We start from the raw sequence: 25,851 nt of genomic DNA, 5'->3' as shown, positions 1-25,851 counted from the left end.
GAGGGACATCATGCCGGAGAAATTCGAGCAGTTTCAGGACAAAGGCTGGGTGCGCTTCGCCCGTGACCCGCAAATCTCTGCCTGGGCAACGGATGCACTGCAGCACGGGATCCGGGCGCTGGATGACCCGGCCTGCGCCGAGTGGTTCCAATGCGAGCGCACCTGGTTCATCGGCGTTGATGCGCTGCCCAATGACGCTGCGGGCCGTCTGCCGGATGGCCCGCCGCTGGCCGGCGCGCCGGTGGACTTCATCACCCAACACCTTGGCCCCATCCCTGGACTACACCGGGCGCAGGTGTCCTCGGTCTTTCCAGGTTATCCGCGCCCGCGGCCGGGCGAGGGCGAGGCCGCCTTCCGCTACCGCGTCAAACGCGATGCAGCGCATGTGGACGGGGTGAAGATGTTTGGCGCGCACCGCCGCCGCAAGGTGGAGGAGCCGCATGCCTGGGTGCTGGGCATTCCGCTCAATGAAAGCAGCCCCAATGCCTCGCCCCTGGTGATCTGGGAGGGCAGCCACAGGATTATGCGCCGCGCCTTTGCTGCGGCCTTTGAGGGCGTGCCGCCGGAGGCCTGGGCGGAGGTGGATGTGACCGATGCCTATACTGCCGCCCGCGCCGAGGTGTTCGAGACCTGCCCGCGGATCACCCTGCCGGCCAGGCCCGGTGAGTCCTATCTGATGCACCGGCTGTGCCTGCACGGAGTTGCGCCCTGGGGCGAGGCGGCATCTGCGCCGGAAGAGGGGCGCATGATCGCCTATTTCCGCCCGGAGCTGGCGGATTGGACCAAAGGGTGGCTAGCGGAGGGGTAGGGGCTGTGTGATTCCCAGGCAATTCTAACTTGTACGCTGCTTAGTCTTCATCCCAGCTGCGAGCAAAGCCTTCATACCGCCTTCCACGAAACTGACGTTCGCAAAGCCCATGCGCGATAGGATATTTGCTGCGGAAGCGCCCCTGTAGCAGGGGGGCCCCCCGCAAGTTGTCAGAACCCTGCGGGACCGGTCCTGGAGTTCTTGAGACTTATACTCGCTGTCCAAATCAGCCATCCAAGCAATTGAGCGGCCAGGCGCATGGATGGCCTGCAGACCTAAACCTGTGGCGTCGACTTCAGACTCATCGCGAACGTCGACGAGGAGGACCTCCGGGCCGCTTTCGAGTATATTGAGCGCTTCCTCGGCTTCAACGGCCTGGGCTTGGGAAATGGCTTGCTGTTCCATTTGGGCGAAAGTCTCAGCCATGGTGTTCTCCTGTATTGAAGCTGGGTTTGCAGTGCTTGAAGCGGGTGACCCAGAGGGAAGTTTCCGGGAAATTGCCGGGATACAGAAAACCGGCAGCGGGCCGTCCGGCAGGTCCGGTTCCTAGGGCGATCGTTTAGATACATCCCCTTTGCGGGCATTGGCCGAATGCGTATGACTTAGCTGGCGCTAAGGCAAAGTCCAGATTCTGTAATTATGCAGAGGGTAAGAATGCGCTTTAGTTTGGGAGAGTGAGTGCCTGCACGCCCTTCGGGGATAGGTCAGCAACTCTGTCTAAATGTTTCGCGCGCGAAACATTTAGACAGCGGTTATTCCGCATGGTTGCCAGGCGCTTACCTACCCGCGCGCCGCGTTAACTGCGCTTGAGCCTTGCGCTGCGGCCGCCGCGGCGCTTGACCAGTTTGCTGGCGCGTTCCGGCAGGTCGTTCATGATGCCGGCGCGGTCCTCGTTGGTCATTTTCGACCAGTCGCGGATCTCGTCAATTGTGCGGTAGCAGCCGGTGCAGATCCGCGATTCCGGATGGACGACGCAGATTTTGATGCAGGGGCTTTGGATTTCGTCCCGTTTCCATACGTCGTCAGTCATCGCTTATCCGTTCTTCAAATGCCGCATCCGGTCCAATGCGCCTTGGAGAATATAGGAGGCCGCGACGTGGTCGATAACCTCTGCGCGGCGTCTGCGTGTCGTATCTGCTTCAAGAAGCGCTTTTTCTGCCGCCACGGTGCTGAGCCGCTCGTCCCAGAAACCGATCGGCAGGTCAGTGAGCTGCATCAGGTTGCGGGCAAAGGCGCGGGTGGACTGGCAGCGGGGGCCTTCACTTCCGTCCATGTTGCGCGGCAGGCCGAGGAGGATGCCGTTTATATCGCGTTCCCTGATGATCTCCAGAAGACGCGCGGCGTCCTGGGTGAACTTTTTGCGCTTCACGGTTTCCAGCGGGGTCGCCACGGCACCGATGCGGTCGGAGACAGCAACGCCGATGGTCTTGGTGCCCAGGTCCAGCCCCATCAGCGCGTGCATCGGCGGCAGGGCGGCGGCGAAGCCTTCGAAGATGTCGTGGATCATTGTGCAATCCCCGCCTGTGCGGCGATGGTTTCCAACAGCGCCAGCGCCTCTTGATCGGCGGCAAAGGCGTCGCGGGCCTCGCCATAGATGGTGCGGGCGCGGTCGGTGTCGCCCAGAACCGAGAGGGCGCCGATCAGCCGGGCCCATTCCTCGGCTGAGCCGCCCTCGGTTGCCAGCCGGTCCGACAAGCGGGTGACCATGCCGCGGATCATCTCCTGCCGGTCTTCTGCACTGAGTTCGCTGGCGCCGGCCATATCCTCGGCGCTTGGGCCGGGCAGGGCGGGGGCGGTGCTGCCGCCGGGCGCAATCGGCTGGTATTCAACACCGGCGCGGAAGGCCATTTCCTCGATCTGGCCCTGGATGCCCTTGATCCAGGGGGCGTCCGCCGGGCCGTCACGCAGGGTTGCAGCCCATTCGCGGTAGGCCAGGTCCGGGCGGCCGATCTGGCCCAGCATCAGGCCCCAGTAATAGCGGGCCGGCCCGTGCGCGGGGTCAATGGCGCGTGCTTTCTGCAGGTCGGTCTGGGCCTCGGGCGAGATATAGCCGCCGGCGGCCATGATCTTCAGCTCGGCCAGTTCGGTGAAGTCGCGGGCGTTGACCTGGCCCTCGGCCAGCCGGATGTAGTTGGTTTTGGCTGCATAGGCGGCTTGGAAATTACCGAGGTTCGCCTCGTGCTGGGCCAGCAGGGCCTGCCCCTGAGCGTCGTCCGCACGTTCCCTAGCCGTCTTACGCAGCTGCTCCACCAGTGTGAAGTAGCCCTCTTCAACCTGCGGCTTGGGCAAGGCGGGAACTTCGGCTTCGGCCTCCGCCTGGGAGGGGCGGTTTTCGGCGCGTTCACCTGCCAGCTGGATACGGTCCTTCAGGCCCAGGTCGCCATACCCGGGCGCGCCCAGCTGCCAGTAGATCCCCATAGTGCCGCCGGTGATCAGCAGCGCTGTTGCTATGCCGAATACCAGCGACAGGGTCCGGGGCTGCGAGCGGCCTGACTGCGCCTGCTGCAGCTGCGTGTCTGCGGCCAGGATGCGGCGGGAAATCTCGGTGCGGATGCGGTCGGCGTCGCCAGCGTTGATGACGCCGCGGGCCAGATCCTTGTCCACCTCGCGCAGCTGCTGGCGGTAGACACGCAGGTCGTAGGCCGCGGCCGGCTCGCCCGCAGAGCGGGCGCGAATGAGGATCATTGCCAGCAGAAAGGCTGCCGAGAACGCGATTAGGGCGGTGACTGTCCAGAAAATCATGCCGTCTCCGTGGTTTGGGTTTCATCTATATCCGGGGGCGGGCGAACAAAAGGGCCAAACTGCCGCGGCCGGGCGCCGCCTGTCGTAATCTGTTCGTTACATATGTCGCAATAACGCAGAAAGAGGACGATAAACGGCACTGGTCAGCCATGCGTTTCAGGCATACCCGCTATCAGACACGAACCATCGGATTCGCTCATGAAACGCTATTCAGCTTTTGCCGTCGCGCGGGAAGCCCTGCGCTATCACACCGGATGGGAGCGCGCCTGGCGCTCGCCGGCCCCCAAGCGCCACTATGATGTTGTCATCGTCGGTGCCGGCGGGCATGGCCTTGCCACTGCCTATTACCTGGGCAAGAATTTCGGCATTACCAATGTCGCAATTATCGAGAAGGGCTGGCTGGGCGGCGGCAACACCGGCCGCAACACCACCATCATCCGTTCGAACTATCTGCAGGATCCCTCGGCTGCGATCTATGAAAAGGCGCGCAGCCTGTATGAGACCATGTCGCAGGACCTGAACTATAACGTGATGTTCAGCCCGCGCGGCGTGATCATGCTGGCCCAGACCGAGCATGAGATCCGCGGTTACAAGCGCACCGCGCATGCCAACCTGCAGCAGGGTGTCCCGACCGAGTGGATCACCCCGGAGCGGGTCAAGGAACTGGTGCCGATCATCAATCTGCACGGCCCCCGTTACCCGGTTCTGGGCGGTCTGTGGCAGGAACGCGGCGGCACTGCCCGCCATGATGCGGTGGCTTGGGGCTATGCGCGTGCGTGCTCCGACATGGGCATGGACATCATCCAGCAATGCGAAGTCACCGGCGTGCGCACCGAGAACGGCCGCACCGTGGGGGTCGACACCACCAAGGGTGCGATTGACTGCGACAAGATCGGCATGATCGTGGCGGGCAACGCGTCGGTGCTGGCGGATCTGGCAGGCTTCCGTCTGCCGATGGAATCCGTTGCCTTGCAGGCGATGGTGTCCGAGCCGATCAAACCGTGCATGGATGTGGTTGTGATGGCCAACACCGTGCATGGCTACATGTCCCAGTCCGACAAGGGCGAGATGGTCATCGGCGGCGGTACCGACGGGTTCAACAACTACACCCAGCGCGGCTCGTTCCACCATATCGAGGAAACCGTGCGGGCCCTGGTCGAAACCTTCCCGATGGTGTCGCGCCTCAAGATGCTGCGCCAGTGGGGCGGCATTGTGGATGTCACCGGCGACCGCTCACCCATCATCTCGAAAACCCCGGTGCAGAACTGCTTTGTCAACTGCGGCTGGGGCACCGGAGGCTTTAAGTCGATCCCGGGATCCGGCTGGGCGATGGCAGAACTGATGGCCACCGGCCATTCGCCGCTGACCGAGGAGTTCTCGATGATGCGCTTCAAAGAAGGCAAGTTCATCGACGAGAGCGTCGCTGCGGGTGTGGCACACTGATGCCGCGCGCCGCCGCAAAATTCGTCGAAGAATTTTGCCAAGGATTTTTGAAAATCCTTGGCCCCCAGTTGGAGAGGTCCGCAAAATGCTGATCCTTGAATGCCCCTATTGCGGCGTCAAAGCCGAAGAAACCGAACTGGCCGCGGGCGGCGAAGCGCATCTGAAGCGCTTTGGTCCGGGCTCCTCGGATGATGAGTTCCATGACTACCTGTTCATGCGTGAAAACCCCAAAGGCGTTCACTTCGAACGCTGGCGCCATGCCAACGGCTGCGGCAAGTGGTTCCATGCCGCCCGCTGCACCATGACGCTGGAGGTCTTTGGCACCTACACCGCCCAGACCGCCGTGCCGACGCAGGAGATCATGGACAAGATCACTGCCAAACGCCCCGGCTGGACCTGGCGCGAATTCTCGGACGGTCAGAAATGATCCGCCGCCTGACTGAAACACCTGCTTTTCTTTTGAAAGGTCTGCGCACATGAGCACGCGTCTTGCCAAGCACGGCCGGCTGATCGACCGCTCCAAACAGATCGCCTTTACCTTCAACGGCAAAACCATGAAGGGTTTTGCCGGCGATACACTGGCCTCCGCCCTTCTGGCCAACGGCCAGGTGATGATGGGCCGCTCGTTCAAATACCACCGCCCCCGCGGCGTTGTCGCATCCGGTTCGGAAGAGCCCAATGCGCTGATGCAGCTGGGTACCGGCGACCGCTACGAGCCGAACCAGCGTGCCACCACCACCGAGCTGTTCTCGGGGCTGTCGGCGAATTCGCAGAACCACTGGCCCAGCCTGGAGTTCGACGTTCTTTCGATCAACAACAAGCTGTCGCGGTTCCTGACGGCCGGTTTCTATTACAAGATGTTCATCCACCCGCGTCCGCTGTGGAAACACGTCTATGAGCCGATCATCCGGAAGTCTGCCGGTCTGGGCAAAGCGCCCGACGCAGAGCTGAAGGACGCCGACACCTACGAGCATTTCTACTTCTTTGCGGATGTGCTGGTGATCGGCGGCGGCGTTGCCGGCCTGCAGGCGGCCAAGGCGGCTGCGGCCACTGGCGCCAAGGTGCTGGTGATGGAGCAGAACAACCATTGGGGCGGCCGCGCGCCGGTTGACGGTGGCACTATCGACGGGGAAGCCCCTGACGCCTGGATCGCCAAGACCCTGGCCGAGCTGGGTGCGATGGACAACGTCACCCTGCGCGACCGCTGCATGGGGTCTGGCGTCTATGACCACGGCTATGCTCTGGGTTATGAGCGTCTGACCGATCACGCGCCGGGCCAGGGCGGTCCGCGCCACCGTCTGTGGCGGGTCCGTGCCAGCCAGATCGTCACCGCAACCGGTGCGATTGAACGACCGCTGTCCTTTGCGGGCAACGACGTGCCGGGCGTGATGCTGGCCGGATCGATGCGCGACTATGTGGTCAACTGGGGCGTGAACCCGGGCCAGAAGGTCGTGGTTGCCACCAACAACGACGACGCCTACCGCACTGCCTTGGTGCTGCACGAGGCCGGCGTTGAAGTGGTGCGTGTGGTTGATACCCGCGAAACCGGCGGCGGCGAACTGATGGAAGCCGTCCGTGAAAAGGGCATCCGGGTTGAGCTTGGCCGCGCCATTGCCAAGGTTAAGGACGGCAAATGCGTGACCCAGGTCGCCATCTGCGCCCAGAACGGCGAAGGCGGCGCCCGCGAAGAGGTTGAAGCAGACGCGGTTGCCATGTCCGGCGGCTGGTCGCCGGTGGTCCACCTGTGGTCCCACTGCGGCGGCAAGCTGACCTGGGATGAGAAAAACGCTAACTTCCGCCCCGACGCCTCGCGTCCGCCGCTGGGCCACGACGGCAACGGCTTTGTGGTTCCGGCTGGTGCCGCCAATGGCGAGTTCGGCCTGGGTGCGCTGCTGGAAGACGCGGCTGCGGCTGGAGCCAAAGCGGCTGAGGCTGCTGGCTTCCCGGCGAAATCCGTGGCGGCTGCCAAGGGTGTCTCTGAGGGCGAAGTACAGATGGAAGCGGTCTGGCTGATGCCGGCCAAGGCGGACATCAAACTGCGCATGAAGTCCTGGCTGGACTATCAGAACGACGTGAAAGTGTCGGACGTGCAGCTGGCTGCGCGCGAAGGCTACGAGAGCGTCGAGCACACCAAGCGTTACACCACGCTGGGCATGGCCACTGACCAGGGCAAACTGTCCAACATCAACGGTCTGGCCATTCTGGCCGACAGTCTGAATTCGGAAATCCCATCGGTGGGCACCACCACCTTCCGTCCACCGTATCACCCGATCTCCATCGGTGCGATCGCGGGCGAGGCGCGGGCCGAAATCTTCCAGCCGGTGCGCAAAACGCCGATCTATGACTGGATGGACAAGAACGGCGCAGATTGGGAACCGGTTGGCCAGTGGCGCCGCCCGTTTGCCATCACCCAGCCGGGTGAGGACCGTCATGCCGCGGTGAACCGCGAGGTGAAAAACACCCGCGAGAACCTTGGCCTGCTGGACGCCTCGACCCTGGGCAAGCTGATTGTCAAAGGGCCGGATGCAGGCAAGTTCCTGGACATGCTCTATACCAACATGATGTCCACGCTGAAGGTCGGCAAATGCCGCTATGGCCTGATGTGCTCGGAGAACGGTTTCCTGATCGATGACGGCGTTGTTGCCCGCATCGACGAGGACACCTTCCTCTGCCACACCACCACCGGCGGTGCCGAAAGCATCCATGGCCACATGGAAGAATGGCTGCAGACAGAATGGTGGGACTGGAAAGTCTATGTCGCCAATGTGACCGAGCAGTATGCGCAGGTTGCCGTGGTCGGCCCCAACGCCCGCAAGGTGCTGGAAAAGCTGAACGCGCAGGCAGGCGGCGGCATGGATCTGTCGAAAGAGGCACTGCCGTTCATGGAATGGCGCGACGGGCAGATCGGCGGCTTTGATGCCCGCGCTTACCGGATCTCCTTCTCGGGCGAGCTGTCCTATGAGATCGCGGTTGCAGCCTCGGAAGGTCAGGCGTTCTGGGATGCGCTGATGGAAGCAGGCAAGGAATTCGGCGTCATGCCTTACGGCACCGAGACCTTGCACATCCTGCGGGCTGAAAAAGGCTTCATCATGATCGGCGACGAGACCGATGGCACCGTGATCCCGCAAGATCTGGGTCTGCATTGGGCGATTTCCAAGAAGAAGGAAGACTTCCTTGGCAAACGCGCCCAGCTGCGCAACCACATGGCGGATCCTGACCGCTGGCAGCTGGTTGGCCTGGAAACGGTAGACGGATCCGTGCTGCCGGATGGCGCCTATGCATTGGGTGAAGGCGTCAATGCCAACGGCCAGCGCAACATGATCGGCCGGGTGACTTCGACCTATCATTCCGCGACCCTGGGCCGCGGTATTGCGATGGGCCTGATCAAACACGGTCCCAAGCGGATGGGCGAAGTGGTCGAGTTCCCGGGCACTGATGGCAAGACCTACAAGGCCAAGATCGTTGATCCGGTCTTCTACGACAAGGAAGGGGAAAAGCAGAATGTCTAAGGCTGTTTCCGTACTGAACGGCGCGCAATTCTCCGGCCTGGCCAAGGTCGAGGACGCGGGTCTGCAGGGCATGATCACCCTGCGCGGCGATTTGGAGTCATCGGTGCTGAAGGCGGCTGTCAAAGCTGCCACCGGCGCCGCGGTTCCAGCCCAGGGCAGTATCTCGGTTGCCGAAAACGGCGCCGTTGCCTGGATGTCGCCGGATGAGCTGCTGCTGTTGGTGCCCTATGAGGATGCGGTTTCCAAAACTGCTGAATTGGCAGCGGCGCTGAAAGGCGAACATGCGCTGGCGGCGAATGTCTCTGACGCCCGTGCCTTCTTCCGCGTGTCGGGCGAAGGTGCGCGCGAGGTGCTGGGCAAGGTGAGCCCGGTGGACTTTGACGCAGCGGCATTCAAACCCGGCCAATTCCGCCGTTCGCGCCTGGCGCAGGTGGCTGGCGCCTACTGGTTGAACGAAGACGGCAGTTTTTACATCGTCTGCTTCCGCTCTGTTGGCGAATATGTGTTCAAACTGCTCAGCACAGCGGCGCATCCGCAAAGTAAAGTGGGTGTTTACTAAAATTTTCACTCGCTTTTTGCTTGTGACGCCATCACGCGTCATTTACGGTGCCCTGGAGACCTTCCGGGGCACCGTTTTTGCATTTGAATTTCCTTGGAAATGACCCTTTGCATTGATTGCAACAGATTGAATTTGATGCCTTTCCGTGGCGGGAGGAGGGGCAGTGCGAAACTGTTTCAGGGAGCGACTGATGCGCCTGCCGGCATGCGGAATTCTAGCATTGGTTTTAACGTTTTCCGGGGCGAGCGCCCTGGCGGAAACCAGCTTTAGCTGCAACCTGAAACCAATTTCCGGCGCGTTCTGGGTTCCTGGCCGTATCACCGTGCGGTTTTCTGATGATTTCACCACTGCACAGGTCACCGATGCGGCGTTTGGGGTGTCCGTTGCGGCCAAGGTTTCGCAACGCAGCATGACAACTTATGCGCTTAGCTGGTCGTTGCCGGGGCTTGCAGTACTGACGGACAGCGGGCAGGCAGAGCCGCGCTTCAGGGCTGTGCTGAACACTGCAAACCTGAAGATGAGCATTCAATCAATCCGTACAGGCAGAGCAGTGCAACCGCCGCGCGGCTCGGGGACTTGCCGCCGGGAGCCCTCTTTGTCACTGCTGGCCCAGAACCACATCAGGTTGAACTAAGCGCGTGTATTGACTTGGCGAGCAATCTATTGATTGCCGTGCAGCTGCAGATTGCCGTGCAACTGCAGATTGCGATTGCATCGGAACTGGCTCCCTTGCATCACTGCGCTGCAAAACAAGGGAACCATCTGAATGAAACGATATCTACTGGCTGCATCCATTGTGCTGGCAGCCGCGTCCTCTGCAGCGGCGGGAAGAAAAGCCACCATCACATATGATTGCGCGATCAAGGTGTTCACTAACAATGGCTGGATAGCCCCGCGAGTGCTTGTCATATGGGACGAAGAAAACCAGTCTGCGCAGATCTATGACGGGTATATACACAAACTGATCGGAGAGCCTATTCCGGCTAAAGTCGAACCGCGAAACGAAATTTCCTACAACTTGGACTGGCGGGTGAACAACATCCCGGTCAGCAATGCCCGGATGACGCTTGATGGGCTGTATTCAGGTGTTTTGAATACCAAGCAGAACACTCTGTCGATCCGCGGCGTCATCACGGGTGTCGCCAATCAGCCGCGCGGCAAAGGTAAATGCATAGTCAAAAAAGACTGAGGCCAGCATCGCGCCAACCGGGCGGGGCAGGCATAATCTTTTTGCACATAGACCTTGCGCGGAAATGGAGCCTTGGCTCTTGACCTGATAGCGCGCACACAGCATGTATCTGCGCAGGAACGCAAACTTTTTCACAGGGGGCCCAAATGGCTTTTGAACTTCCCGATCTTCCTTATGCACATGACGCTCTGGCCGCCAAAGGCATGTCGGCTGAAACCCTGGAATACCACCACGACTTGCACCACAAGGCCTATGTCGATAACGGTAACAAGCTGATCGCCGGCACCGAATGGGACGGCAAGTCGCTGGAAGAGATCATCAAAGGCACCTATGACGCCGGTTCGGTTGCCCAGAACGGTATTTTCAACAACATTTCGCAGTTGTGGAACCACAACCAGTTTTGGGAAATGATGGGTCCGGGCGAAAGTGCAATGCCGGGCGAGCTGGAAAAGGCACTGGTTGAGTCGTTTGGCTCGGTTGACGAGTTCAAATCGCAGTTCTCCGCTGCAGGCGCCGGCCAGTTCGGTTCCGGCTGGGCCTGGCTGGTTAAGAACGCCGATGGTTCGCTGGCAGTGACCAAGACCGAAAACGGTGTGAACCCGCTGTGCTTCAACCAGACCGCGCTGCTGGGCTGCGATGTGTGGGAACACTCTTATTACATCGATTTCCGCAACAAGCGTCCGGCGTATCTGACCAACTTCCTGGACAATCTGGTGAACTGGGAAAACGTCGCCTCGCGGATGTAAGTCCTGAACGGCATGAATTCTGGAGCGCCCGGTCTTTTTTGACCGGGCGTTTCTTATTTGAACCGGCGGCAGGCGCGTATTGCGCACGAAGGGCCGGAGCAGGGGAACGGCGATGACAGAGGCAGCCAAAGGCATATTGGCAATGGTTTCGGCCTGCGTGGTCTGGGGGCTGTCGGGGATCTATTACAATGCGCTGTCGCATGTGCCGCCCGAACAAGTCCTGTCGCACCGGGCATTGTGGTCGTTCCTGTTCTTTGCCGGCGTGTTGTTTTTTCAAGGCCGGATCGGCGCCTTAGGGGCCGCTTTCAGCGGCAGGCGGAACACAATGTTTCTGGTTCTCGCAACGGCGATGATCTCGCTCAACTGGTTTGTGTTCATTTCTTCTGTACAGACCGGCTATGCGACCGAAGCGAGCTTGGGGTACTATATCTTTCCGCTGCTGAGCGTGCTGCTGGGGCGGCTGGTGTTCGGTGAACAGCTGACCCGGGCGCAGGTCGCGGCAGTTGGGCTGGCGGCACTGGCAGTTGCGGTGCTGTCCTTCGGGCTGGGCGCAGCCCCCCTGATTCCGCTGGTGCTGGCGATTAGCTTTGCCCTTTATGGTGTTGCAAAAAAACAGATTCCATTGGGTCCGGTGGTGTCCGTCACCGCAGAGGTGCTGCTGATCCTGCCCGTAGCGCTGGCGGTGATCTGGCTGACCGGCGGCGCGGGCTTTCTCGACAGCAGTGCGACCGCTGTGATGCTGGCGTTCTCCGGCATCCTGACCGGACTGCCGCTGATCTTGTTCAGCTATGCCGCCAAGCGGGTGCGGCTGGGGACGGTGGGTGTGTTGCAGTACCTGAACCCGACACTGCAGTTCCTGGTGGCGGTGCTGGTCTTTGCCGAGCCATTCACCCCTTGGCACGGCGCGGCCTTTGCGCTGATCTGGAGCGCAGTTGCGGTGTTCTCGTTCTCGGCCCTGCGTCAGGAGCGGGCGTCGCGCAGGGCGGCAATGGCCGCTACCGGGGTGTCGGCCCAGATCAGATAATCCGCGGTGTCCTGACCAGCAAAGCCCTGAGCGACAACATGGTCCAGAAGGTCGCGCAGCTTGTCCCAGTAGCCTTCGGTATTCAGGATCACGATCGGTTTTGAATGCAGGCCCAACTGGCGCCAGGTGAGCGCCTCGAACAACTCATCCAGCGACCCGGCGCCGCCGGGCAGTACAACCACCGCATCAGCGTTCCACAGCATGACCTTTTTGCGTTCATGCATGGTTTCGGTGACAACATAGGTGCTGAGATCGGATTTGCCGACTTCCCGCTGTTCCAGGTGGCCGGGGATCACGCCAAAGGTTTCGCCGCCTGCTGCCTGGGCAGCGCGAGCGACCTCTCCCATCAGCCCGACATCGCCGGCGCCATAGACCAGCCTCATGTCGTTCTTGGCGAGTGCCGCGCCGAGATCCTGTGCGGCCTGGGTATAAGCGGGCAGTGCTCCGGCGCGGGAACCGCAATAGACACAGACGGATTTGATGCTCATCGGCCAGCCTTTCCGTGGAATTTCAAGATGAAACGCAATTGGTGTTTTGACCCGTGATAGCGGGATTGGTAGGTTTGCTCAACTAAGCGGAAGGCAACATTCCGCAAATGCCGAAGGGATCGAAATGGCGGAAGCATCTGGAAGCGGGGGCCTGGGGGCCCTCACAATTGGCGGTATTGCCGGCGTGGCCGCGGTGCTGGGCGGCGTGGCGTTGTTCCAGCTTGGGGTGTTCGGCAGCGGCCAGCCAGGCAGCGGGGCGCCGGACGGACAGGCGAGCGGCCAGGCGGCAAACGGGAGCAGTGCGTTTTCAGGGGATGGCGATGAATCCGGCCAGCCGCTGCAGAACCGGGCACGATCCGAAGCTGAAACTGCTGTCTCTGAAACTGCGGCAGTTGTTCCAGACACCGGTGGAGCTGAGGCTGAAACAGGTATGCCGGCAGCGGCCTTGACGGTTGCGGATCCGGTGTCTGAAGATCAGCCGGTAACTGTCGAATCTGAAACAGAAATATCCCCGGAGGAAACTGCCGGGGCCAAGGTGCAGCCGGAAGAAATCGCCTTGGCCCAACCTGGGGGAGAAGTGCAGGACGCCCGTCAAGCAGCACCGCAAGTGCCAGACGCCAAGGAAGACGTCTTTGTTCTGGAAGCACCCGAGCTGGACTTGGTGCGTGTCGACAACGAGGGCGCTGCGGTGATTGCAGGGCGCGCGCAGGCGGGGGTGCGTATTTCAGTCTTGCTGGACGGCGAAGTGCTGGAGCAGCTGGAAGTGCCGACGGGCGGTGAATTCGTCTCTCTGACCACGATCGCGCCAAGCGCCGATGCACGGGTGGTGTCGCTTCTGGCCGAACATGAAGGGCAGAAAAATGCCTCCGGGGCGTCCTTTATTCTGGCGCCGGTCAGCCCGGTCGCGGTCGCAGCGGCGGGCGACGCGGCCCAATCGGCGCAGGCTGCGGAAACCGGGGCTTCGCAGGCAACGGATGCGGAACAAGGCGTCACAGCGCCAGCGCAGGAACAAGTTGCCGCCCTGGACCCTGCAGAGGATGCCGGCGCAAAACAACCCATGGTTGAAGCGCCATCTGCTTCTCTGGATCAGGCCGCTGGCTCAGTTGCAGGAACGGCGGACGCAGATGATGATGCTGCCAGCGCCGGGCAGACAACAGGCAACGCCGCAGCCGAGGCGCCGGCTGCAGCAGGCCCGGCACCTGCCGTCGAACCCGGAACGCCGCAACCTCAGGGGCAGGCTGTGGCCGTTCTGAGGGCTGATGCGGAGGGCGTCGAAGTGGTGCAGCCCGCAATTCCTGCCGATCCAGGGTTGATTGACGAAGTGGCATTGGATTCAATCAGCTACAATGGCAGCGGCGGGGTTGAGCTGTCGGGACGGGCGCAACCGCAATCACAGGTGCGGGTCTATGTCGACAACCGGCCGGTGGCGGAACTGGGCGCCGCGACAGACGGGCGCTGGAGCGGCCGGCTGGAGGATGTGGCGCCAGGCATTTACACCCTGCGCCTGGATGAGGTCGAACCGGCAACCGGCGCTGTGGTCAGTCGCCTGGAAACCCCGTTCAAACGCGAAGCGCCTGAGGCGCTGCCGCAACCGGGCGGCGACGCAACGCCGGAGCAGCCAGTGCCATTGGTTCAAGCGGTAACAGTGCAGAAGGGCGATACGCTTTGGGCCATTTCGCAACAGAAATACGGCAGCGGCTTTTTGTACGTCCGGGTTTTTGAGGCCAACCGCGGTGCGATCCGTGATCCGGACCTGATTTACCCGGGGCAAGTCTTTACCGTGCCGGAATAACACCAGAGAACCGGGCCCCTGCGTCGCGTTTTTCCTGTTTGACCCTCGCAAATCCGTGAACAGGTGAATATCTGAAAGGGTCAAGCCAGGAACCGCCATGACCCAGACAGACCAGGCCGCCGCGCCGCTGCAAGCCGATACCGCCGAAGACGAACGCCGCTCCGGCCTGCGCACGTTGCGCAAAGTCGGACCGTATTTGTGGCCCAAGGATAACCACGCCGTGAAGGTCCGGGTTGTGCTGGCACTGGCGGTGCTGGTCCTGGCCAAGCTGATCGCGGTTTATACACCGATGCTGTACAAGGGCGCGGTCGACAGCCTCGCTGGAGAAGGTGTGCCGCCGCTGGCCCTGGGCGCCGTCGGGCTGACGGTCGCCTATGGCATGTCGCGGATCCTGACCACCGGCTTTCAGCAGCTGCGGGATGCGGTGTTTGCGCCGGTCGGGCAGCGGGCGCTGCGGCGGCTGGCGCTGGAGACCTTCACCCATATCCACCGGCTGTCGATGCGCTATCACATCACCCGCAAGACCGGCGGGCTCAGCCGGATCATCGAGCGCGGGGTGAAGGGCGTCGACTTCCTGCTGCGCTTCATGCTGTTTTCCATCGGCCCGCTGATCCTGGAGCTGACGCTGGTGGCGGTGATCCTGACGGTGCTGTTTGATGCCTGGTATCTGGCGGTCGTGGCCGGCACCATCGCTCTATATGTCTGGTTCACTTTTGCGGTGACCGAATGGCGGGTGAAGCTGCGCCGCGAGATGAACAAACAGGACACCGATGCCAACCAAAAGGCCATCGACAGCCTGCTGAACTACGAGACGGTCAAGTATTTCGTCGCCGAGGAGCGCGAGGCGGCGCGCTATGACGGGGCGATGCGGGGCTATGCGCAGGCGGCTCTGAAGACCGCCTATTCGCTGGCAGCGCTGAACTTCGGCCAGAGTATGATTATCACTGCGGGTCTCATCGGTGTTATGGTGATGGCCGCAGTCGGCGTGGAGCGGGGCGCGATGACTGTTGGCGATTTCGTCATGGTCAACGCCTATATGATCCAGATCACCGTGCCGCTGAACTTCCTTGGCACCGTTTACCGCGAAATCCGCCAGAGCCTGGTGGATATGGGTGAGATGTTTGATCTGTTAGAACAGCCTGCCGATGTCAGCGACCGGCCGGGGGCTGGCGATTTGCAGGTCAACGGCGGCCGGATCACGCTGGAGGATGTGCGGTTTTCCTATGATGCCGGGCGGGAAATCCTGAAAGGCGTCTCGCTGGAGGCGGAGCCGGGGCAGACCGTGGCCATTGTCGGCTCCACCGGATCGGGCAAATCGACCATCGGACGGCTGTTGTTCCGGTTCTATGACGTGACTGGCGGTGCGCTGAAGATCGACGGGCAGGACGTGCGCGATGTGAGTCAGGAAAGCCTGCACCACGCGATTGGCGTGGTGCCGCAGGATACCGTGCTGTTCAACGATACGATCCGCTACAACATCGCCTATGGCCGCGACGGGGCCACTCAGGATGATGTGGAGCAAGCGGCGCGCGACGCACAGATACATGACTTTATTGCGGCCCTGCCAGAGGGCTATGACACCCAGGTCGGCGAGCGCGGTTTGAAACTGTCCGGCGGTGAGAAGCAGCGGGTCGGCATCGCCCGCACGCTGCTGAAAAACCCGCCGGTACTGCTGCTGGACGAGGCAACCTCGGCGCTGGACACCGATACTGAACAGGAGATCAGGGAAGCGCTGGCGCGGGCCGGGCAGGGGCGCACGGTGATCACCATCGCACACCGCCTGTCAACGATTGCCGAAGCCAACCTGATCGTGGTGCTGGAGCAGGGGGAAATAGCCGAAACAGGCACCCATGACGAACTGCTGGCACGGGGCGGCCGCTATGCCCGGCTGTGGCAACGCCAGCAGGCGGACCAGGACGCCGCATAGCAGCAGGCGGCAAAGCGGTCTGATGAAACAGGCTTCCCACGAAGAAAGGCCGGCTCTGCAGCCGGCTTTTCCTGGTTCCTGCACTAAGGAGACGGGTTTAGAAATCGTGCCAGCCGGCGTTGGCCGCCTTGGCTGGCATTGGAACGGCCGAACCGAACTCGATTTCTCCGCCATGGGCGCTGGGGCCTGCCGGTGCCGTGTCTGCAGGCGTGCTGCGGGCCGCCGGGGCGGCAAGTCCGGCAATCTTGAACTGTGCCATCAGCTCCGCCAGCTTGCCCGCATCGGTGTGCAGCATGTGGCCGGCAGCAGTGGCTTCTTCCACCATGGCGGCGTTCTGCTGAGTAACCTGGTCCAGCTGGCTGACGCCGGTGTTGATCTCACTCAGGCCGGTCGACTGCTCGGCCGCACCCTCGGCAATGTTGGAAACCAGTTCTGAGACAGTACTGACACGGCCCACGATGCTGGTCAGCGCCTCGCCGGTTTCGCCAACCAGATCGACCCCTTGCTTCACATGTTTGGAGCTGTCGCCGATCAGCGTCTTGATCTCGGTTGCCGCATCAGCCGAGCGCTGCGCCAAAGCCCGGACCTCTGAGGCGACAACGGCAAATCCTTTGCCGGCCTCGCCTGCACGGGCGGCCTCGACACCTGCATTCAAGGCCAGAAGATTGGTTTGGAAAGCGATATCGTCGATTACCGAGATGATCTGCGAGATCTTGGCCGAAGACTGCTCGATCTCATTCATTGCGGCAACCGCGTTTCGCACCACTTCACTGCTGCCTTCGGCTTCCTGGCGGGCCTCCTGCATCGTGTGCTCGACATCGCGGGCGCCGTCTGCCGAAGATTTTACCGACGCGGTCAGCTGTTCCAGCGCCGCGGCGGTTTCTTCCAGCGTGGCGGCCTGGCTTTCGGTACGGTTCGACAAATTGTCCGAGGCGGTGCTGATTTCGGTCGCGCCGCTATGAATACTGCCAGTGGCCGTGATTACCTGTTCGATGGTCTCTTTCAGTGTGGCCACTGTGGTGTTGAAGCTTTGGCGCAGCTGGTCGTATTCTTCCGGGAATGCCTCGTTGATAGTGCATTCGAGATCGCGGTTGGAGAGGCGGGCGAGATTTTCTTCAAGCTTGCCCACAACGGCGCCGCGGTCGGCGATGCGGCTGGCCTCGATGGAATCGAGCTTGTCTTCGGCCTCTGCAAGGGCGGCACGGGTTTTCTCCATTGCGCGGCTGAGTTTTCCGACTTCGGTCTTGGACTGCAGAAATGCCGGTTCGAAATCGAACTCCTTACTGGCGAGCCTGTCGAGGTCCGCCTGCAGGGCGCCGAACTGCTTGGTGAATGCCATGATCAGGCGCAGGCCGATGGCTGTGCTGACAGTCAGCGACACGGCGACAGCAGCCAGGGTCAGGATCAGTGCCTGGCGGGCATTGCTTGCCTCCTCGGCTGTAAGGGCAATCATTGCGCCGGTGACAGAGTTTTCCACATCTCTAAGAGAACTGACCCAGCGGGTTGCCCGGTCAAACCAGTTCTTTGAGGCGTAGCCGGGTGCCGGGTTGCCTGGGCCCGCCTCCAGAACTTCGGTGCGGATGCCAGGCAGTCCGGTTGGTTCCAGGCCCTGGCGGATGTTCAGTTCAGGCAGCATCTGGCCAAATGCAAGGCCCGCGATGTCGAGAAGCTGTTTCTCCACGGCATTTGTTCCGGTGAACCAACGGTAGATGTTCAGGTTGAAACTGCCTTGGCCAAAGCCCGCAGCACCGGCAGCCCGCTGCTGGCCTGCAGCTTCCTTGGCGTAGGCGAGGCTGACGAGACCGGCGCTGAGCTGTATCAACTCTGCGTTTTTCTGATGCAGAAGCTGGTTGCCTGTGTCTTGTAGAATGCTGGCGATCATTGCGGAATAGCGGGCCCCCATCTGGCCCGGTGTCAGCTCTTGCGAAGTGACTGAGCCGCGCAATGCCGCAAGCTGATCCAAATGTTCTACGATGCTGGCCGCCGATTGCGGAACATTTTGCACAGCAGCGTCCACTTCGGTCCTGGTATCAGTCAGATCAGCCGTGCCGGCTTGCCCGGCCGAGGACAGGTAAACTGCTGACAAGCCGCGCTCAACCTGCAGGAAGTGGACAACTTTCATCAGAGCCACGGATTCGCGGGTCTGTTCCTGCGAGACCTGTGCACTTTGGAAGCGGTCCCAATCCGTCAAAGCTTTGAAGCCGCCGATACCAGCCAGCGCGATGAACGGGACAGCGATCAGTGCAAGGATTTGCGATCGTAATGACATTTTTTTCCCCAAACAAGAATACACGCAAAACGCAAGTGTACTTCAGTGCAAACCCACTTAAGGAGGGGCATATAACATATAGTGAATGTTATATTGGATACGGAGTTTCTCATGCGTGAGAAATATTGAGATTGCCTTTATATGCGGCAGATTTCGGCAGTTCCTGACGCAAAACGCTGAATTGATAGGCTGTAAATGCCGGATTATTTTTTTGAGAATACTGATTTTTTGAGAAAAGTGTTTTTTTACAGTGTTTTACAGGTGTTTTAGGGACTTAAGGCCGACTGGATGCTTTTTGCTGCAGAGTACTTAAAACTTTAGCGTTCAACGGACAGCGGGCCGGTTTGGAATTTGCCGGGAGACACTCAGTTTGTTTCCCGGTTCATGGAGCTGGCGGCGATGCTGCAACAGGCTTGCATCCCGGCGGTGGTGGAGGATGGGCTGCGAGCCTGACGGGGACACTGTCCTTCCGGCAGCTCATTGTCTTCAGGCCGTGCAGCCGGAAATCCCGTGTCACGCAGCCGGGGTTCCGGGGCTAGGGACCTGAAGACGCCAACGTTGCGAGGGCATCGGCAATGCGGCTGTAATCTTTGCCCAAGTGGTGCCCGCCGTTGAACTCCAGCCGTTGAGCACCAGGTTGCCGCACAAGCGGGCAGGCGCTGACGGTTTCCTTGAGGCCATACAGGCACAAAACCCGTTCAGGCGGCAGGCTGGCGGCTAAAACGTCAATCGCCGGGGCCACCTCAACCGAGCCGGTCTGCCGGCCCAGCCATCCGCCAACAACGATTTCAAAACCGGTATGGGTCTCAGGCGCGATCAGGCCAACACCTGCCAGCCGAGCCAGAAAATCCTCTGGCAACTCTGCGGCGGCGAAGGGCAGGGTGCTGGCGCCAAGCGAGAACCCCAGCAGCAGAATCTTGTCCTGCCTGAACGCGCGGCGGAAATGAGAGTCGATGCGGACAAGATCCGCGGCGATCTGCTCTGGGCGTTTCTCCTGCCACATGTAGCGCAAGCTGGAGATACCGGCCACCGGGATGCCCCGTGCTGCCAGCCAGTCGGACAAGCTGCTCGTCAAAATTGGCCCAACTGCCATCCCCGGACAGAAAGATGGCGTAGGTATCTCTGGCTGGCGCAACCGCCTGCTGGTGAATGGTAAGAGGCAGGCTGTCCAAGCCAGAGCAGGCTGCGCGATGTCCAGCCATCGCACCGGGGTCTTGCCAGCCTGCGCGTCTTCCAGGGCGTTGCCTGCGCAGGGCACAGGGGATGCATCGAAGTGCACGGTGACAAGCCCCTTGAAGCTGTTGGGCGCGGCGGCGGCTTGGAGGGCGATGGCCGCGCCTTCGCCATAGCCGGACAGAACCGGAGAGCGGGCCAGGGCGTCCTGCTGCTGCTGGGTGCGGCGGGCCCGGCCGGACAAAAGCGGTGCGGCGGCAGCGCAATCCCCGCCGGCCTGCGCCAGCAGCGCCCGCCCGCCAACGCCCACGACCAGAGTGTGCATGTCCGGCAGGCGCTTTGCCCGGTTCGCCAGTTCCTTGGTCCAACCGTCGGCGCCAGTGACGATCAATACTGTTGAGCGGGCCTCCTTGCCGTCCGGAGTTATGACCGCGGATGGCTGGAGCCCACGCGCACCCGGTTGGCCGAGATAAGTGCCGGCAGCCAGAAACAACAGCGCCGCGGCCCCGGCAAACCCTTTCCGCATATTAAGGTGTTGCGCCATGTGCTGCTTTTCCGGGCTCGGTCTCGTTTGCCGCCAGAATATGCAAAACTTTTCTGCGAAACCGTGAACGGCGGCAGGGCCTTGCCGAGCAGACGTTTACGCAGGGTAAGCTGTAAACCGCTTTCCCCATTGACCGGCAAGGTGACGAAACTAAAGTGCTGTCATTCCGGGGTCAGCGGCTCAGGCGCCGGCTGACCTGATTGAAAGGACACATAGATGAAGACCCTTCTGCCTGCCGCCGCCGCGGCGGCCTTCCTAGCCTATCAGGCCCCGGCCTTTGCCGAGGACCTGGAATTCCTGCTGATCAATGACAGCAGCGCCGATCTGGTTGAGTTCAATGTATCCCCGGCGTCTTCCAGCAACTGGGAAGACAATCTGATGGATGGCGGCTATCTGGCACCTGGTTACGAGATCGGTGTTGTGATTGCCGATGGCGCAACCACTTGCGTATACGACATCCGCGGCAGCTTTGACGATGGATCCGAAGCAGAAGACTACGGTCTCGATCTGTGTGATCTGGGCGAATACACCTTTACCGACTGATCGGGTCAACGGCTGGGTGTTCCCTGGCTGCTGCAAAGGAAAAGCCCCGCCTGAGCGGGGCTTTTTTGTTGACCGGACTATTCGGCTGCGCGCAGGCGGCCCTGTGGCGCGGGCGGTTCGGGCTCTCCCTCACCCGCGGGCTCATCAGTCGCATCAGAGGGCTCGCTTTCGACCCACTGGATTTCCGTCGTCGGCAGCTGGCGCGCCTTTTTGAACAGCCGCGAGTCCTGCGCGATGCGGCTGGAGCGGCCACGGGTGATCCGCGACAGCGCCCGGCCCAAGGCACGCATGTAGGTGGAGAACCATACCCGGATCGCCAACAGCGAGGGGGTGACGACCAGCGTCAGCACGGTAGCGATGCCCAGGCCGAAAACCACCGCGGTTGCCAGCTGTTTCCACCAAAGCGCAGTGGGGCTGTCGATCGAGTAGCCGCCGTCGATGAAGTCCAGGCTGACGCCGAACATCATTGGCGTCAGGCCGGCCATCGTGGTGATGGTGGTCAGCAGCACCGGGCGGATGCGCGCCTCGGCGGTGCGGATGATCGCCTCGATCCGCGGCATTTGCTGGGCGAACTCCTGATAGGTGTCGATCAGAACGATGTTGTTGTTCACCACAATCCCCGCAAGTGCGACGATGCCGGTGCCGGTCATGATGATCGAGAACGGCTGCTGCATCACCATCATGCCGATCAGCACGCCGGTGGTGGACAGAACCACCGCCAGCAGCACCAGAGCGGCGTTGTAGAAGCTGTTGAACTGGGCCAGCAGGATCACGAACATCAGCGCCAGCGCGCCGGCGAACGCCTTGGACAGGAAGGCGCCGGATTCCTCCTGCTCCTCCTGGTCGCCGGTCCATTCCCAGCCGATGCCGCGGGGCAGGGGATCGCTTTCCAGCCACTCGGTAATGACGGCGATCCGCTCGTTCGGGTTCACCGGGCTGATCCTGGCACCATCCTCAAGTGCTGCCTTCAGCGCCTCAAGGCTTTCGGCACCCGTCAGCTGCACCAGCTGCAGGGTTTTGCCATTGGGCGCGACGATGGTTTCTCCGGTCGCTGGTGTGCCTTCGGGCACGTCCTTCAGCAGCGCCAAACGGGTCATTTCGCCGGTTTCCGGATCTTCGGTCACGGCCTTGCTCAGACCTGCTTCCACGTCGGCCTTCACATCGTAGAACCGTTCCTGGCCGATGCGGTTGATCTGGGCCAGTTTCGGCACCGGCTGGCGGGTGACGAAGTTGGACAGCGGCACCAGCCCGTCGGATGTGCGGACCTTGAGGGTATCGAGCGTTGACAGCACCCGGTCCTGTTCCGGCAGGCGGACGCGGATGTCGATCTCCTCGTCCGAGCTGTCGACCCGCATGGTGTCCAGAAGGATGCCGCGGGTGACCAGCTGAACCATCGCGCCCACGGTCGCCACATCGGCGCCGAAACGGCCGGCTTTTTCGACGTCCACGTCGATCTGCCAGTCGATGCCGGGCAGCGGCAGGCTGTCTTCGATCAGGATCAGGCCGGGGGTGTTTTCAAAATGCTCCCGCGCGGTCAGGGTGGCAGCGGTCAGTTCTTCCCAGCCGTCGCCGCGCAGGCGCAGGTGCACTGGTTTGCCGGAGGCCGGACCTTGCGCCAGGGCGCGGACCTCAACCTCGAATCCGGGCAGTTTGACCATTTCGGCGTTCAGCTCTTCCAGAACCGTGTTGCCGTCGTACTCCTCGGCAATGAGTTCTTTTTCAAAACCCAGATACTTGCTCAGCAGTCCGCCGAACCAGCCGTCCAACGGCTCGCTGTCGGTGGGGCGGTCTTCCCAGGGGATGATCTCGAACTGGACCTGGCCGATGGTGTCGGGCGGCAGCTGCGCACCGGAGCTGTCGGTGTTCAGGCCGCCGTCGCCGGCAAAGGAAAAGACGTTGATCACCGCGTGGTGCTGCAGGATGATGTCTTCGGCAGCGCGAACCATTTCGTCCTTTTCCCGCAGCGAGATGTTGCCGCGGGCGCGGACATATGCGGTGGCTTGCTCCGGTTCCGAATCCACGAAAAATTCAACGCCCAGGTTGTTTTCGCCAAAGGTTTTGAACACCGTCATGATGGAGAATGCCACCACGGCGATGGTCACGATGGGCATTACCGGGTTGCCGGCGATGAACTTGATCACATGGCCGAAAGGCGTGTGATGGTAACCGGGGGTAACCTCTTTCTGCTCGCGCTCGATCTTGACCGCACTCAGGGTGATGGAAGCGGCAAAGGACGCAAGTGTGAAGACCAGTCCGCCAAACAGCACGCCGCCCAATCCGCCAGCCCCGCCGCCCAGCAGGTAAGACGGGTTCAGCATTTGCATGGCGCCTGCAAACATGCCCCACATGGCAACCGGCACCAAAGCGGCGCGCAGCCACCAAGGGGCGATCATGCGCAAGGCGCGGGAGGCGCCCTCAAACGTGCGGCTGATACGGCCGGTGACGCCGCCCATGACAGGCAGGTAGATCAGCGCGACCACCAGCGAGGCCGACAGCACGAAGATCATGGTGACCGGCAGCATCCCCATGAATTCACCGGGCACACCGGGCCAGAACAGCAAGGGCAGAAAGGCGCAGAGCGTGGTGGCGGTGGAAGACACCACCGGCCAGAACATCCGCTGCGCCGCCTCGACATAGGCGTGCATCGGGCCGGTGCCCTCCTTGATGCGCTTGTCGGCATATTCCACAATGACAATCGCGCCATCCACCAACATGCCCACGGCAAGGATCAGGCCGAACATCACCATGTTTGAAATGGTGACGCCCATCAGCGCCAGGAAGGCAAAGCACAAGAGGAATGAGGTCGGGATCGCAAAGCCGACCAGCAGCGCAGCGCGGCTGCCAAGCGCGGACAGAACAACAATCATCACCAGCGCCACGGCGGTCAGAACCGAGCCTTCCAGCTGGCTGACCATGGAGCCGACAACGCGGCTTTGGTCGTTGGAGGTGCCGACTTCAACCGCGGCCTGCAGTTCCGGCGGCCATTTGGATTTGGAGGCTTCCAGCGTCTCTTTCACCAGGTTGACGGTGTCAATAACGTTGTAGCCCTTGCGCTTGACCACCTGCAGCGCCACCGTATCGCCGCCGTTAAACCGGGCAGTACCGACCCGGTCCTCAAAGGTGAAGTTGATCTGCGCCAGTTCCCCAAGGGTCACCACACGGTCGCCGTTGGTTTTGACCGGCAGCTGATAGATATCCTTCACTTCGTCGAACGAGGAGGGGATCTTGATCGCAAAGGTGCCCTGAGCCGTCTCCACCTCGCCTGCGGCAATCAGCTGGTTGTTGTTCTGCACAACATTGATCAGCTCAAGTGCCGTGACGTTATAGGCTTCCAGCCGCAGCGGATCGATCAGCACCTCGACCATCTCGTCGCGGTTGCCGGCGATCCCGGCTTCCAGCACTGCGTCCAAGGTCTCAAGATCGTCCTGCAAGTCCTTGGCAATGCGCGCCATTGTACGTTCCGGCACTGCGCCGGTCAGGTTGACGATGACGATCGGGAATTCCGAAAAGTTGATTTCGGTGATCGAGTATTTCTCGGCGCCTTCGGGAAACTCGGCCTCGGCCTTGTCCATGGCGTCGCGCACGTCGGCCATGATCGCGGTCTTGTCCCAGCCGAAATCAAACTCAAGCGCAACACCGGCATAGCCTTCGGCGGCGGTGGAGGTCATCTTGTCCAGCCCGTCGAGGTCGGCCAGCTCGGTTTCCATCACCTTGACCATCAGGGATTCGGAATCCTCGGCCGAGATGCCGGGGAAAGGGACCGAGATGAACAGGGCGGGGATTTCGATGTCCGGCTCGCCCTCTTTGGGCAGCATCGAATAGGCGACGCCGCCGACAAGCAGCGAGATTGCTATAAAGGCAAGGACCATCCGGGCACGGCCGGCAGCCCAATCGACAATGCCAATCACTGTTCAGTCTCCCGGTAGGTGGCCGCCACGGCGACGCCTTCGGTCACAAAGTCCTGCCCCACCACGATCACATCCGCGGTTTCGGGCAGGCCGCCGAGCCAGACGCCATCGGCCTCATCTCTAAGCAGCTGCACGGGGTAGAATACCACGGTGCTGTCGGAACCGACAACACGCACGCCCAGCTTGCCTTCGTTGTTCAGTGTCAGCGCCGATTGCGGCAGCTTGTGCGCAAGCCGGCCGGCTGAAGAAATTGCAATATCGGCGGTCTGGCCGTCACGGATGCTGAGATCCGGGTTGGGCACGGTGATTTCCACCTCAAACGTGCGGGTGTTCGGGTCGGCAGAGCGGCTGAGGAAGGTGACTTCCCCTTGCACCTGCTGGCCGGTTGCCAGCTCGGCGCCCGCCGTGGCGCCCAAAGTCACCTTGTTTACCTCAGCCTCGGGCACGTATCCAACCAGCTTGATGGTGTCGAGCTGGATCACAGTGCCGCACAGGCTGCCGGGCTGCAGCAGGCTGCCCAGCTCGGCGGTGTCGCTCTCCAGCAGACCGTCAAAAGGCGCGGTGATGGTCAGATGGCTGAGTTCTTTTTCTGCAGTGGCCACGGCAGCCAACGCCGTGCGCTCCGCGGCCTCGGATGAAGCCAGCCGGGTTTCCGAGGCATAACCGCCCTGGGACAGCTTAGAGGAAGCGGTCAGGTTGATCCGGGCTTCTTTCAGCTGGGCCTGCGCCTGCAGCAGCATGGCCGGCCGGGTGCCGGGGTCCAGTTCGCACAGCAGGTCGCCCTTCTTAACATGGGACCCTTTGCGCAGAGGTTCGGAAATCACTGTCGATGTGACCTCGGCGCGAACTTCGACCTGGCGGATCGCCTGGGTCTGGCCGCGCAGGATAACCGCGCTGCCAATAGTGGTCGCTTTGCTTTGCAGGGCCACAACGCCAACGCGCGTGTCTGCGGCTTGGGTCAGCGCCTGGCCGGCATCAGTGCCGGTTTCGGTCTCGGCTGCCTCCGGAGCATTCTCCCCCCGGGCAAAGGCCAGCAGATCGTCGCGCTCAATCACCACCAGATAGAGGCCGGCCGTCACAGCCACTGCAGTCAGCATCGGAATGATACGCATGTCGGGTCTTCCTGTTTCTTGTCTGGTCCCGGGAGCAAAATGAGCCGTAGCCAGAATACGGCGGGGCCTGCTCAC

Annotated in this window: 21 protein-coding genes; 12 read left to right on the top strand and 9 right to left on the bottom strand. The window is 61.6% G+C overall.

Annotated features, from left to right (window positions below):
• Nucleotides 1–10: 10 nt before the first annotated feature.
• Complete coding sequence (locus AQUI_RS0120665; RefSeq protein ID WP_027259207.1) at nucleotides 11–808, top strand: hypothetical protein; 798 nt, start codon at nucleotides 11–13, stop codon at nucleotides 806–808.
• A gap of 24 nt (nucleotides 809–832) precedes the next feature.
• On the opposite strand, the gene AQUI_RS0120660 is transcribed toward AQUI_RS0120665, so the two are convergent.
• The 4 genes from AQUI_RS0120660 to ccmI form a co-directional block, all read right to left on the bottom strand.
• Entirely contained in the window at nucleotides 833–1,234 is a 402-nt protein-coding gene (locus AQUI_RS0120660) for a rhodanese-like domain-containing protein (protein ID WP_027259206.1), read from the bottom strand.
• A gap of 370 nt (nucleotides 1,235–1,604) precedes the next feature.
• The gene (locus AQUI_RS0120650; RefSeq protein WP_027259205.1) at nucleotides 1,605–1,838 is read right to left on the bottom strand and encodes a DUF1289 domain-containing protein; all 234 of its coding nucleotides are present in this window, start codon (nucleotides 1,836–1,838) and stop codon (nucleotides 1,605–1,607) included.
• Between the two features lie 3 nt (nucleotides 1,839–1,841).
• On the bottom strand, nucleotides 1,842–2,315 hold the full coding sequence (ruvX, locus tag AQUI_RS0120645; RefSeq protein ID WP_027259204.1) for a Holliday junction resolvase RuvX: 474 nt from the start codon (nucleotides 2,313–2,315) through the stop codon (nucleotides 1,842–1,844).
• Nucleotides 2,312–3,550, bottom strand: a complete 1,239-nt coding sequence (gene ccmI, locus AQUI_RS0120640; protein ID WP_027259203.1) for a c-type cytochrome biogenesis protein CcmI — start codon at nucleotides 3,548–3,550, stop codon at nucleotides 2,312–2,314. The genes ruvX and ccmI overlap by 4 nt, the downstream gene beginning before the upstream one ends.
• A 198-nt stretch (nucleotides 3,551–3,748) precedes the next feature.
• Between ccmI and AQUI_RS0120635 the strand changes: the two genes are divergently transcribed.
• The 8 genes from AQUI_RS0120635 (at nucleotide 3,749) to rarD (ending at nucleotide 12,020) form a co-directional block, all read left to right on the top strand.
• On the top strand, nucleotides 3,749–4,993 hold the full coding sequence (locus AQUI_RS0120635) for a sarcosine oxidase subunit beta family protein (RefSeq protein ID WP_027259202.1): 1,245 nt from the start codon (nucleotides 3,749–3,751) through the stop codon (nucleotides 4,991–4,993).
• An 85-nt stretch (nucleotides 4,994–5,078) separates the two neighbouring features.
• A complete protein-coding gene (locus tag AQUI_RS0120630; protein WP_027259201.1) occupies nucleotides 5,079–5,420 on the top strand; it encodes a sarcosine oxidase subunit delta in 342 nt (113 codons plus the stop codon).
• 49 nt (nucleotides 5,421–5,469) lie between these two features.
• Nucleotides 5,470–8,502, top strand: a complete 3,033-nt coding sequence (locus tag AQUI_RS0120625) for a sarcosine oxidase subunit alpha family protein (protein WP_027259200.1) — start codon at nucleotides 5,470–5,472, stop codon at nucleotides 8,500–8,502.
• Nucleotides 8,495–9,061 (top strand): sarcosine oxidase subunit gamma, encoded by a 567-nt coding sequence (locus AQUI_RS0120620; RefSeq protein WP_027259199.1) that lies wholly within the window; start codon nucleotides 8,495–8,497, stop codon nucleotides 9,059–9,061. Before AQUI_RS0120625 ends, AQUI_RS0120620 begins: the two co-directional genes overlap by 8 nt.
• A 190-nt stretch (nucleotides 9,062–9,251) precedes the next feature.
• On the top strand, nucleotides 9,252–9,695 hold the full coding sequence (locus AQUI_RS31585; RefSeq protein WP_027259198.1) for a hypothetical protein: 444 nt from the start codon (nucleotides 9,252–9,254) through the stop codon (nucleotides 9,693–9,695).
• 132 nt (nucleotides 9,696–9,827) lie between these two features.
• Nucleotides 9,828–10,250: a hypothetical protein gene (locus AQUI_RS29455; RefSeq protein ID WP_051371951.1), complete on the top strand. Its 423-nt coding sequence runs from the start codon at nucleotides 9,828–9,830 to the stop codon at nucleotides 10,248–10,250.
• Nucleotides 10,251–10,396: 146 nt separating this feature from the next.
• Nucleotides 10,397–10,996 (top strand): superoxide dismutase, encoded by a 600-nt coding sequence (locus tag AQUI_RS0120605; RefSeq protein WP_027259197.1) that lies wholly within the window; start codon nucleotides 10,397–10,399, stop codon nucleotides 10,994–10,996.
• 112 nt (nucleotides 10,997–11,108) lie between these two features.
• Nucleotides 11,109–12,020 (top strand): EamA family transporter RarD, encoded by a 912-nt coding sequence (rarD, locus tag AQUI_RS0120600; RefSeq protein ID WP_027259196.1) that lies wholly within the window; start codon nucleotides 11,109–11,111, stop codon nucleotides 12,018–12,020.
• Here rarD and AQUI_RS0120595 read toward each other — a convergent pair.
• Nucleotides 11,957–12,508: an LOG family protein gene (locus AQUI_RS0120595; RefSeq protein WP_027259195.1), complete on the bottom strand. Its 552-nt coding sequence runs from the start codon at nucleotides 12,506–12,508 to the stop codon at nucleotides 11,957–11,959. The genes rarD and AQUI_RS0120595 overlap by 64 nt on opposite strands.
• Before the next feature lie 124 nt (nucleotides 12,509–12,632).
• Here AQUI_RS0120595 and AQUI_RS0120590 point away from each other — a divergent pair, with 124 nt between their 5' ends.
• Both AQUI_RS0120590 and AQUI_RS0120585 read left to right on the top strand, forming a co-directional pair.
• On the top strand, nucleotides 12,633–14,300 hold the full coding sequence (locus AQUI_RS0120590; protein ID WP_027259194.1) for a LysM peptidoglycan-binding domain-containing protein: 1,668 nt from the start codon (nucleotides 12,633–12,635) through the stop codon (nucleotides 14,298–14,300).
• Between the two features lie 97 nt (nucleotides 14,301–14,397).
• On the top strand, nucleotides 14,398–16,227 hold the full coding sequence (locus AQUI_RS0120585) for an ABCB family ABC transporter ATP-binding protein/permease (protein ID WP_027259193.1): 1,830 nt from the start codon (nucleotides 14,398–14,400) through the stop codon (nucleotides 16,225–16,227).
• Between the two features lie 97 nt (nucleotides 16,228–16,324).
• Here the strand turns inward: AQUI_RS0120585 and AQUI_RS0120580 are convergent, their stop codons facing one another.
• Entirely contained in the window at nucleotides 16,325–18,496 is a 2,172-nt protein-coding gene (locus tag AQUI_RS0120580) for a methyl-accepting chemotaxis protein (protein ID WP_027259192.1), read from the bottom strand.
• Between the two features lie 535 nt (nucleotides 18,497–19,031).
• Nucleotides 19,032–20,213, bottom strand: a complete 1,182-nt coding sequence (locus AQUI_RS0120575) for an AcvB/VirJ family lysyl-phosphatidylglycerol hydrolase (RefSeq protein WP_084294480.1) — start codon at nucleotides 20,211–20,213, stop codon at nucleotides 19,032–19,034.
• Nucleotides 20,214–20,429: 216 nt separating this feature from the next.
• Here AQUI_RS0120575 and AQUI_RS0120570 point away from each other — a divergent pair, with 216 nt between their 5' ends.
• Complete coding sequence (locus AQUI_RS0120570) at nucleotides 20,430–20,756, top strand: hypothetical protein (RefSeq protein ID WP_027259190.1); 327 nt, start codon at nucleotides 20,430–20,432, stop codon at nucleotides 20,754–20,756.
• A 77-nt stretch (nucleotides 20,757–20,833) separates the two neighbouring features.
• Here the strand turns inward: AQUI_RS0120570 and AQUI_RS0120565 are convergent, their stop codons facing one another.
• Nucleotides 20,834–24,664, bottom strand: coding sequence for an efflux RND transporter permease subunit (locus AQUI_RS0120565; protein ID WP_027259189.1), 3,831 nt, complete (start codon nucleotides 24,662–24,664; stop codon nucleotides 20,834–20,836).
• Nucleotides 24,661–25,776 carry an efflux RND transporter periplasmic adaptor subunit gene (locus AQUI_RS0120560; RefSeq protein ID WP_027259188.1) on the bottom strand — a complete coding sequence of 372 codons (1,116 nt, stop codon included), beginning with the start codon at nucleotides 25,774–25,776 and terminating at the stop codon, nucleotides 24,661–24,663. The genes AQUI_RS0120565 and AQUI_RS0120560 overlap by 4 nt, the downstream gene beginning before the upstream one ends.
• Nucleotides 25,777–25,851 lie beyond the last annotated feature (75 nt).

Origin of the sequence: Leisingera aquimarina DSM 24565, from assembly GCF_000473165.1 — a bacterium.
Classification (GTDB): domain Bacteria; phylum Pseudomonadota; class Alphaproteobacteria; order Rhodobacterales; family Rhodobacteraceae; genus Leisingera; species Leisingera aquimarina.
This window is presented reverse-complemented; position numbering and strand designations above follow the sequence as displayed.

Excerpts from the sequence above, each read along its gene's own strand:
- AQUI_RS0120595 (WP_027259195.1), bottom strand. The coding sequence starts at position 12,508 with ATGAGCATCAAATCCGTCTGTGTCTATTGCGGTTCCCGCGCCGGAGCA.
- AQUI_RS0120580 (WP_027259192.1), bottom strand. The coding sequence starts at position 18,496 with ATGTCATTACGATCGCAAATCCTTGCACTGATCGCTGTCCCGTTCATC.
- AQUI_RS0120650 (WP_027259205.1), bottom strand. The coding sequence starts at position 1,838 with ATGACTGACGACGTATGGAAACGGGACGAAATCCAAAGCCCCTGCATC.
- AQUI_RS0120625 (WP_027259200.1), top strand. The coding sequence starts at position 5,470 with ATGAGCACGCGTCTTGCCAAGCACGGCCGGCTGATCGACCGCTCCAAA.
- rarD (WP_027259196.1), top strand. The coding sequence starts at position 11,109 with ATGACAGAGGCAGCCAAAGGCATATTGGCAATGGTTTCGGCCTGCGTG.
- AQUI_RS0120570 (WP_027259190.1), top strand. The coding sequence starts at position 20,430 with ATGAAGACCCTTCTGCCTGCCGCCGCCGCGGCGGCCTTCCTAGCCTAT.
- AQUI_RS0120665 (WP_027259207.1), top strand. The coding sequence starts at position 11 with ATGCCGGAGAAATTCGAGCAGTTTCAGGACAAAGGCTGGGTGCGCTTC.
- AQUI_RS0120660 (WP_027259206.1), bottom strand. The coding sequence starts at position 1,234 with ATGGCTGAGACTTTCGCCCAAATGGAACAGCAAGCCATTTCCCAAGCC.
- AQUI_RS0120560 (WP_027259188.1), bottom strand. The coding sequence starts at position 25,776 with ATGCGTATCATTCCGATGCTGACTGCAGTGGCTGTGACGGCCGGCCTC.
- AQUI_RS0120585 (WP_027259193.1), top strand. The coding sequence starts at position 14,398 with ATGACCCAGACAGACCAGGCCGCCGCGCCGCTGCAAGCCGATACCGCC.
- AQUI_RS0120620 (WP_027259199.1), top strand. The coding sequence starts at position 8,495 with ATGTCTAAGGCTGTTTCCGTACTGAACGGCGCGCAATTCTCCGGCCTG.
- ruvX (WP_027259204.1), bottom strand. The coding sequence starts at position 2,315 with ATGATCCACGACATCTTCGAAGGCTTCGCCGCCGCCCTGCCGCCGATG.
- AQUI_RS0120590 (WP_027259194.1), top strand. The coding sequence starts at position 12,633 with ATGGCGGAAGCATCTGGAAGCGGGGGCCTGGGGGCCCTCACAATTGGC.
- AQUI_RS0120575 (WP_084294480.1), bottom strand. The coding sequence starts at position 20,213 with ATGGCGCAACACCTTAATATGCGGAAAGGGTTTGCCGGGGCCGCGGCG.
- AQUI_RS31585 (WP_027259198.1), top strand. The coding sequence starts at position 9,252 with ATGCGCCTGCCGGCATGCGGAATTCTAGCATTGGTTTTAACGTTTTCC.
- AQUI_RS29455 (WP_051371951.1), top strand. The coding sequence starts at position 9,828 with ATGAAACGATATCTACTGGCTGCATCCATTGTGCTGGCAGCCGCGTCC.
- AQUI_RS0120605 (WP_027259197.1), top strand. The coding sequence starts at position 10,397 with ATGGCTTTTGAACTTCCCGATCTTCCTTATGCACATGACGCTCTGGCC.
- AQUI_RS0120635 (WP_027259202.1), top strand. The coding sequence starts at position 3,749 with ATGAAACGCTATTCAGCTTTTGCCGTCGCGCGGGAAGCCCTGCGCTAT.
- ccmI (WP_027259203.1), bottom strand. The coding sequence starts at position 3,550 with ATGATTTTCTGGACAGTCACCGCCCTAATCGCGTTCTCGGCAGCCTTT.
- AQUI_RS0120630 (WP_027259201.1), top strand. The coding sequence starts at position 5,079 with ATGCTGATCCTTGAATGCCCCTATTGCGGCGTCAAAGCCGAAGAAACC.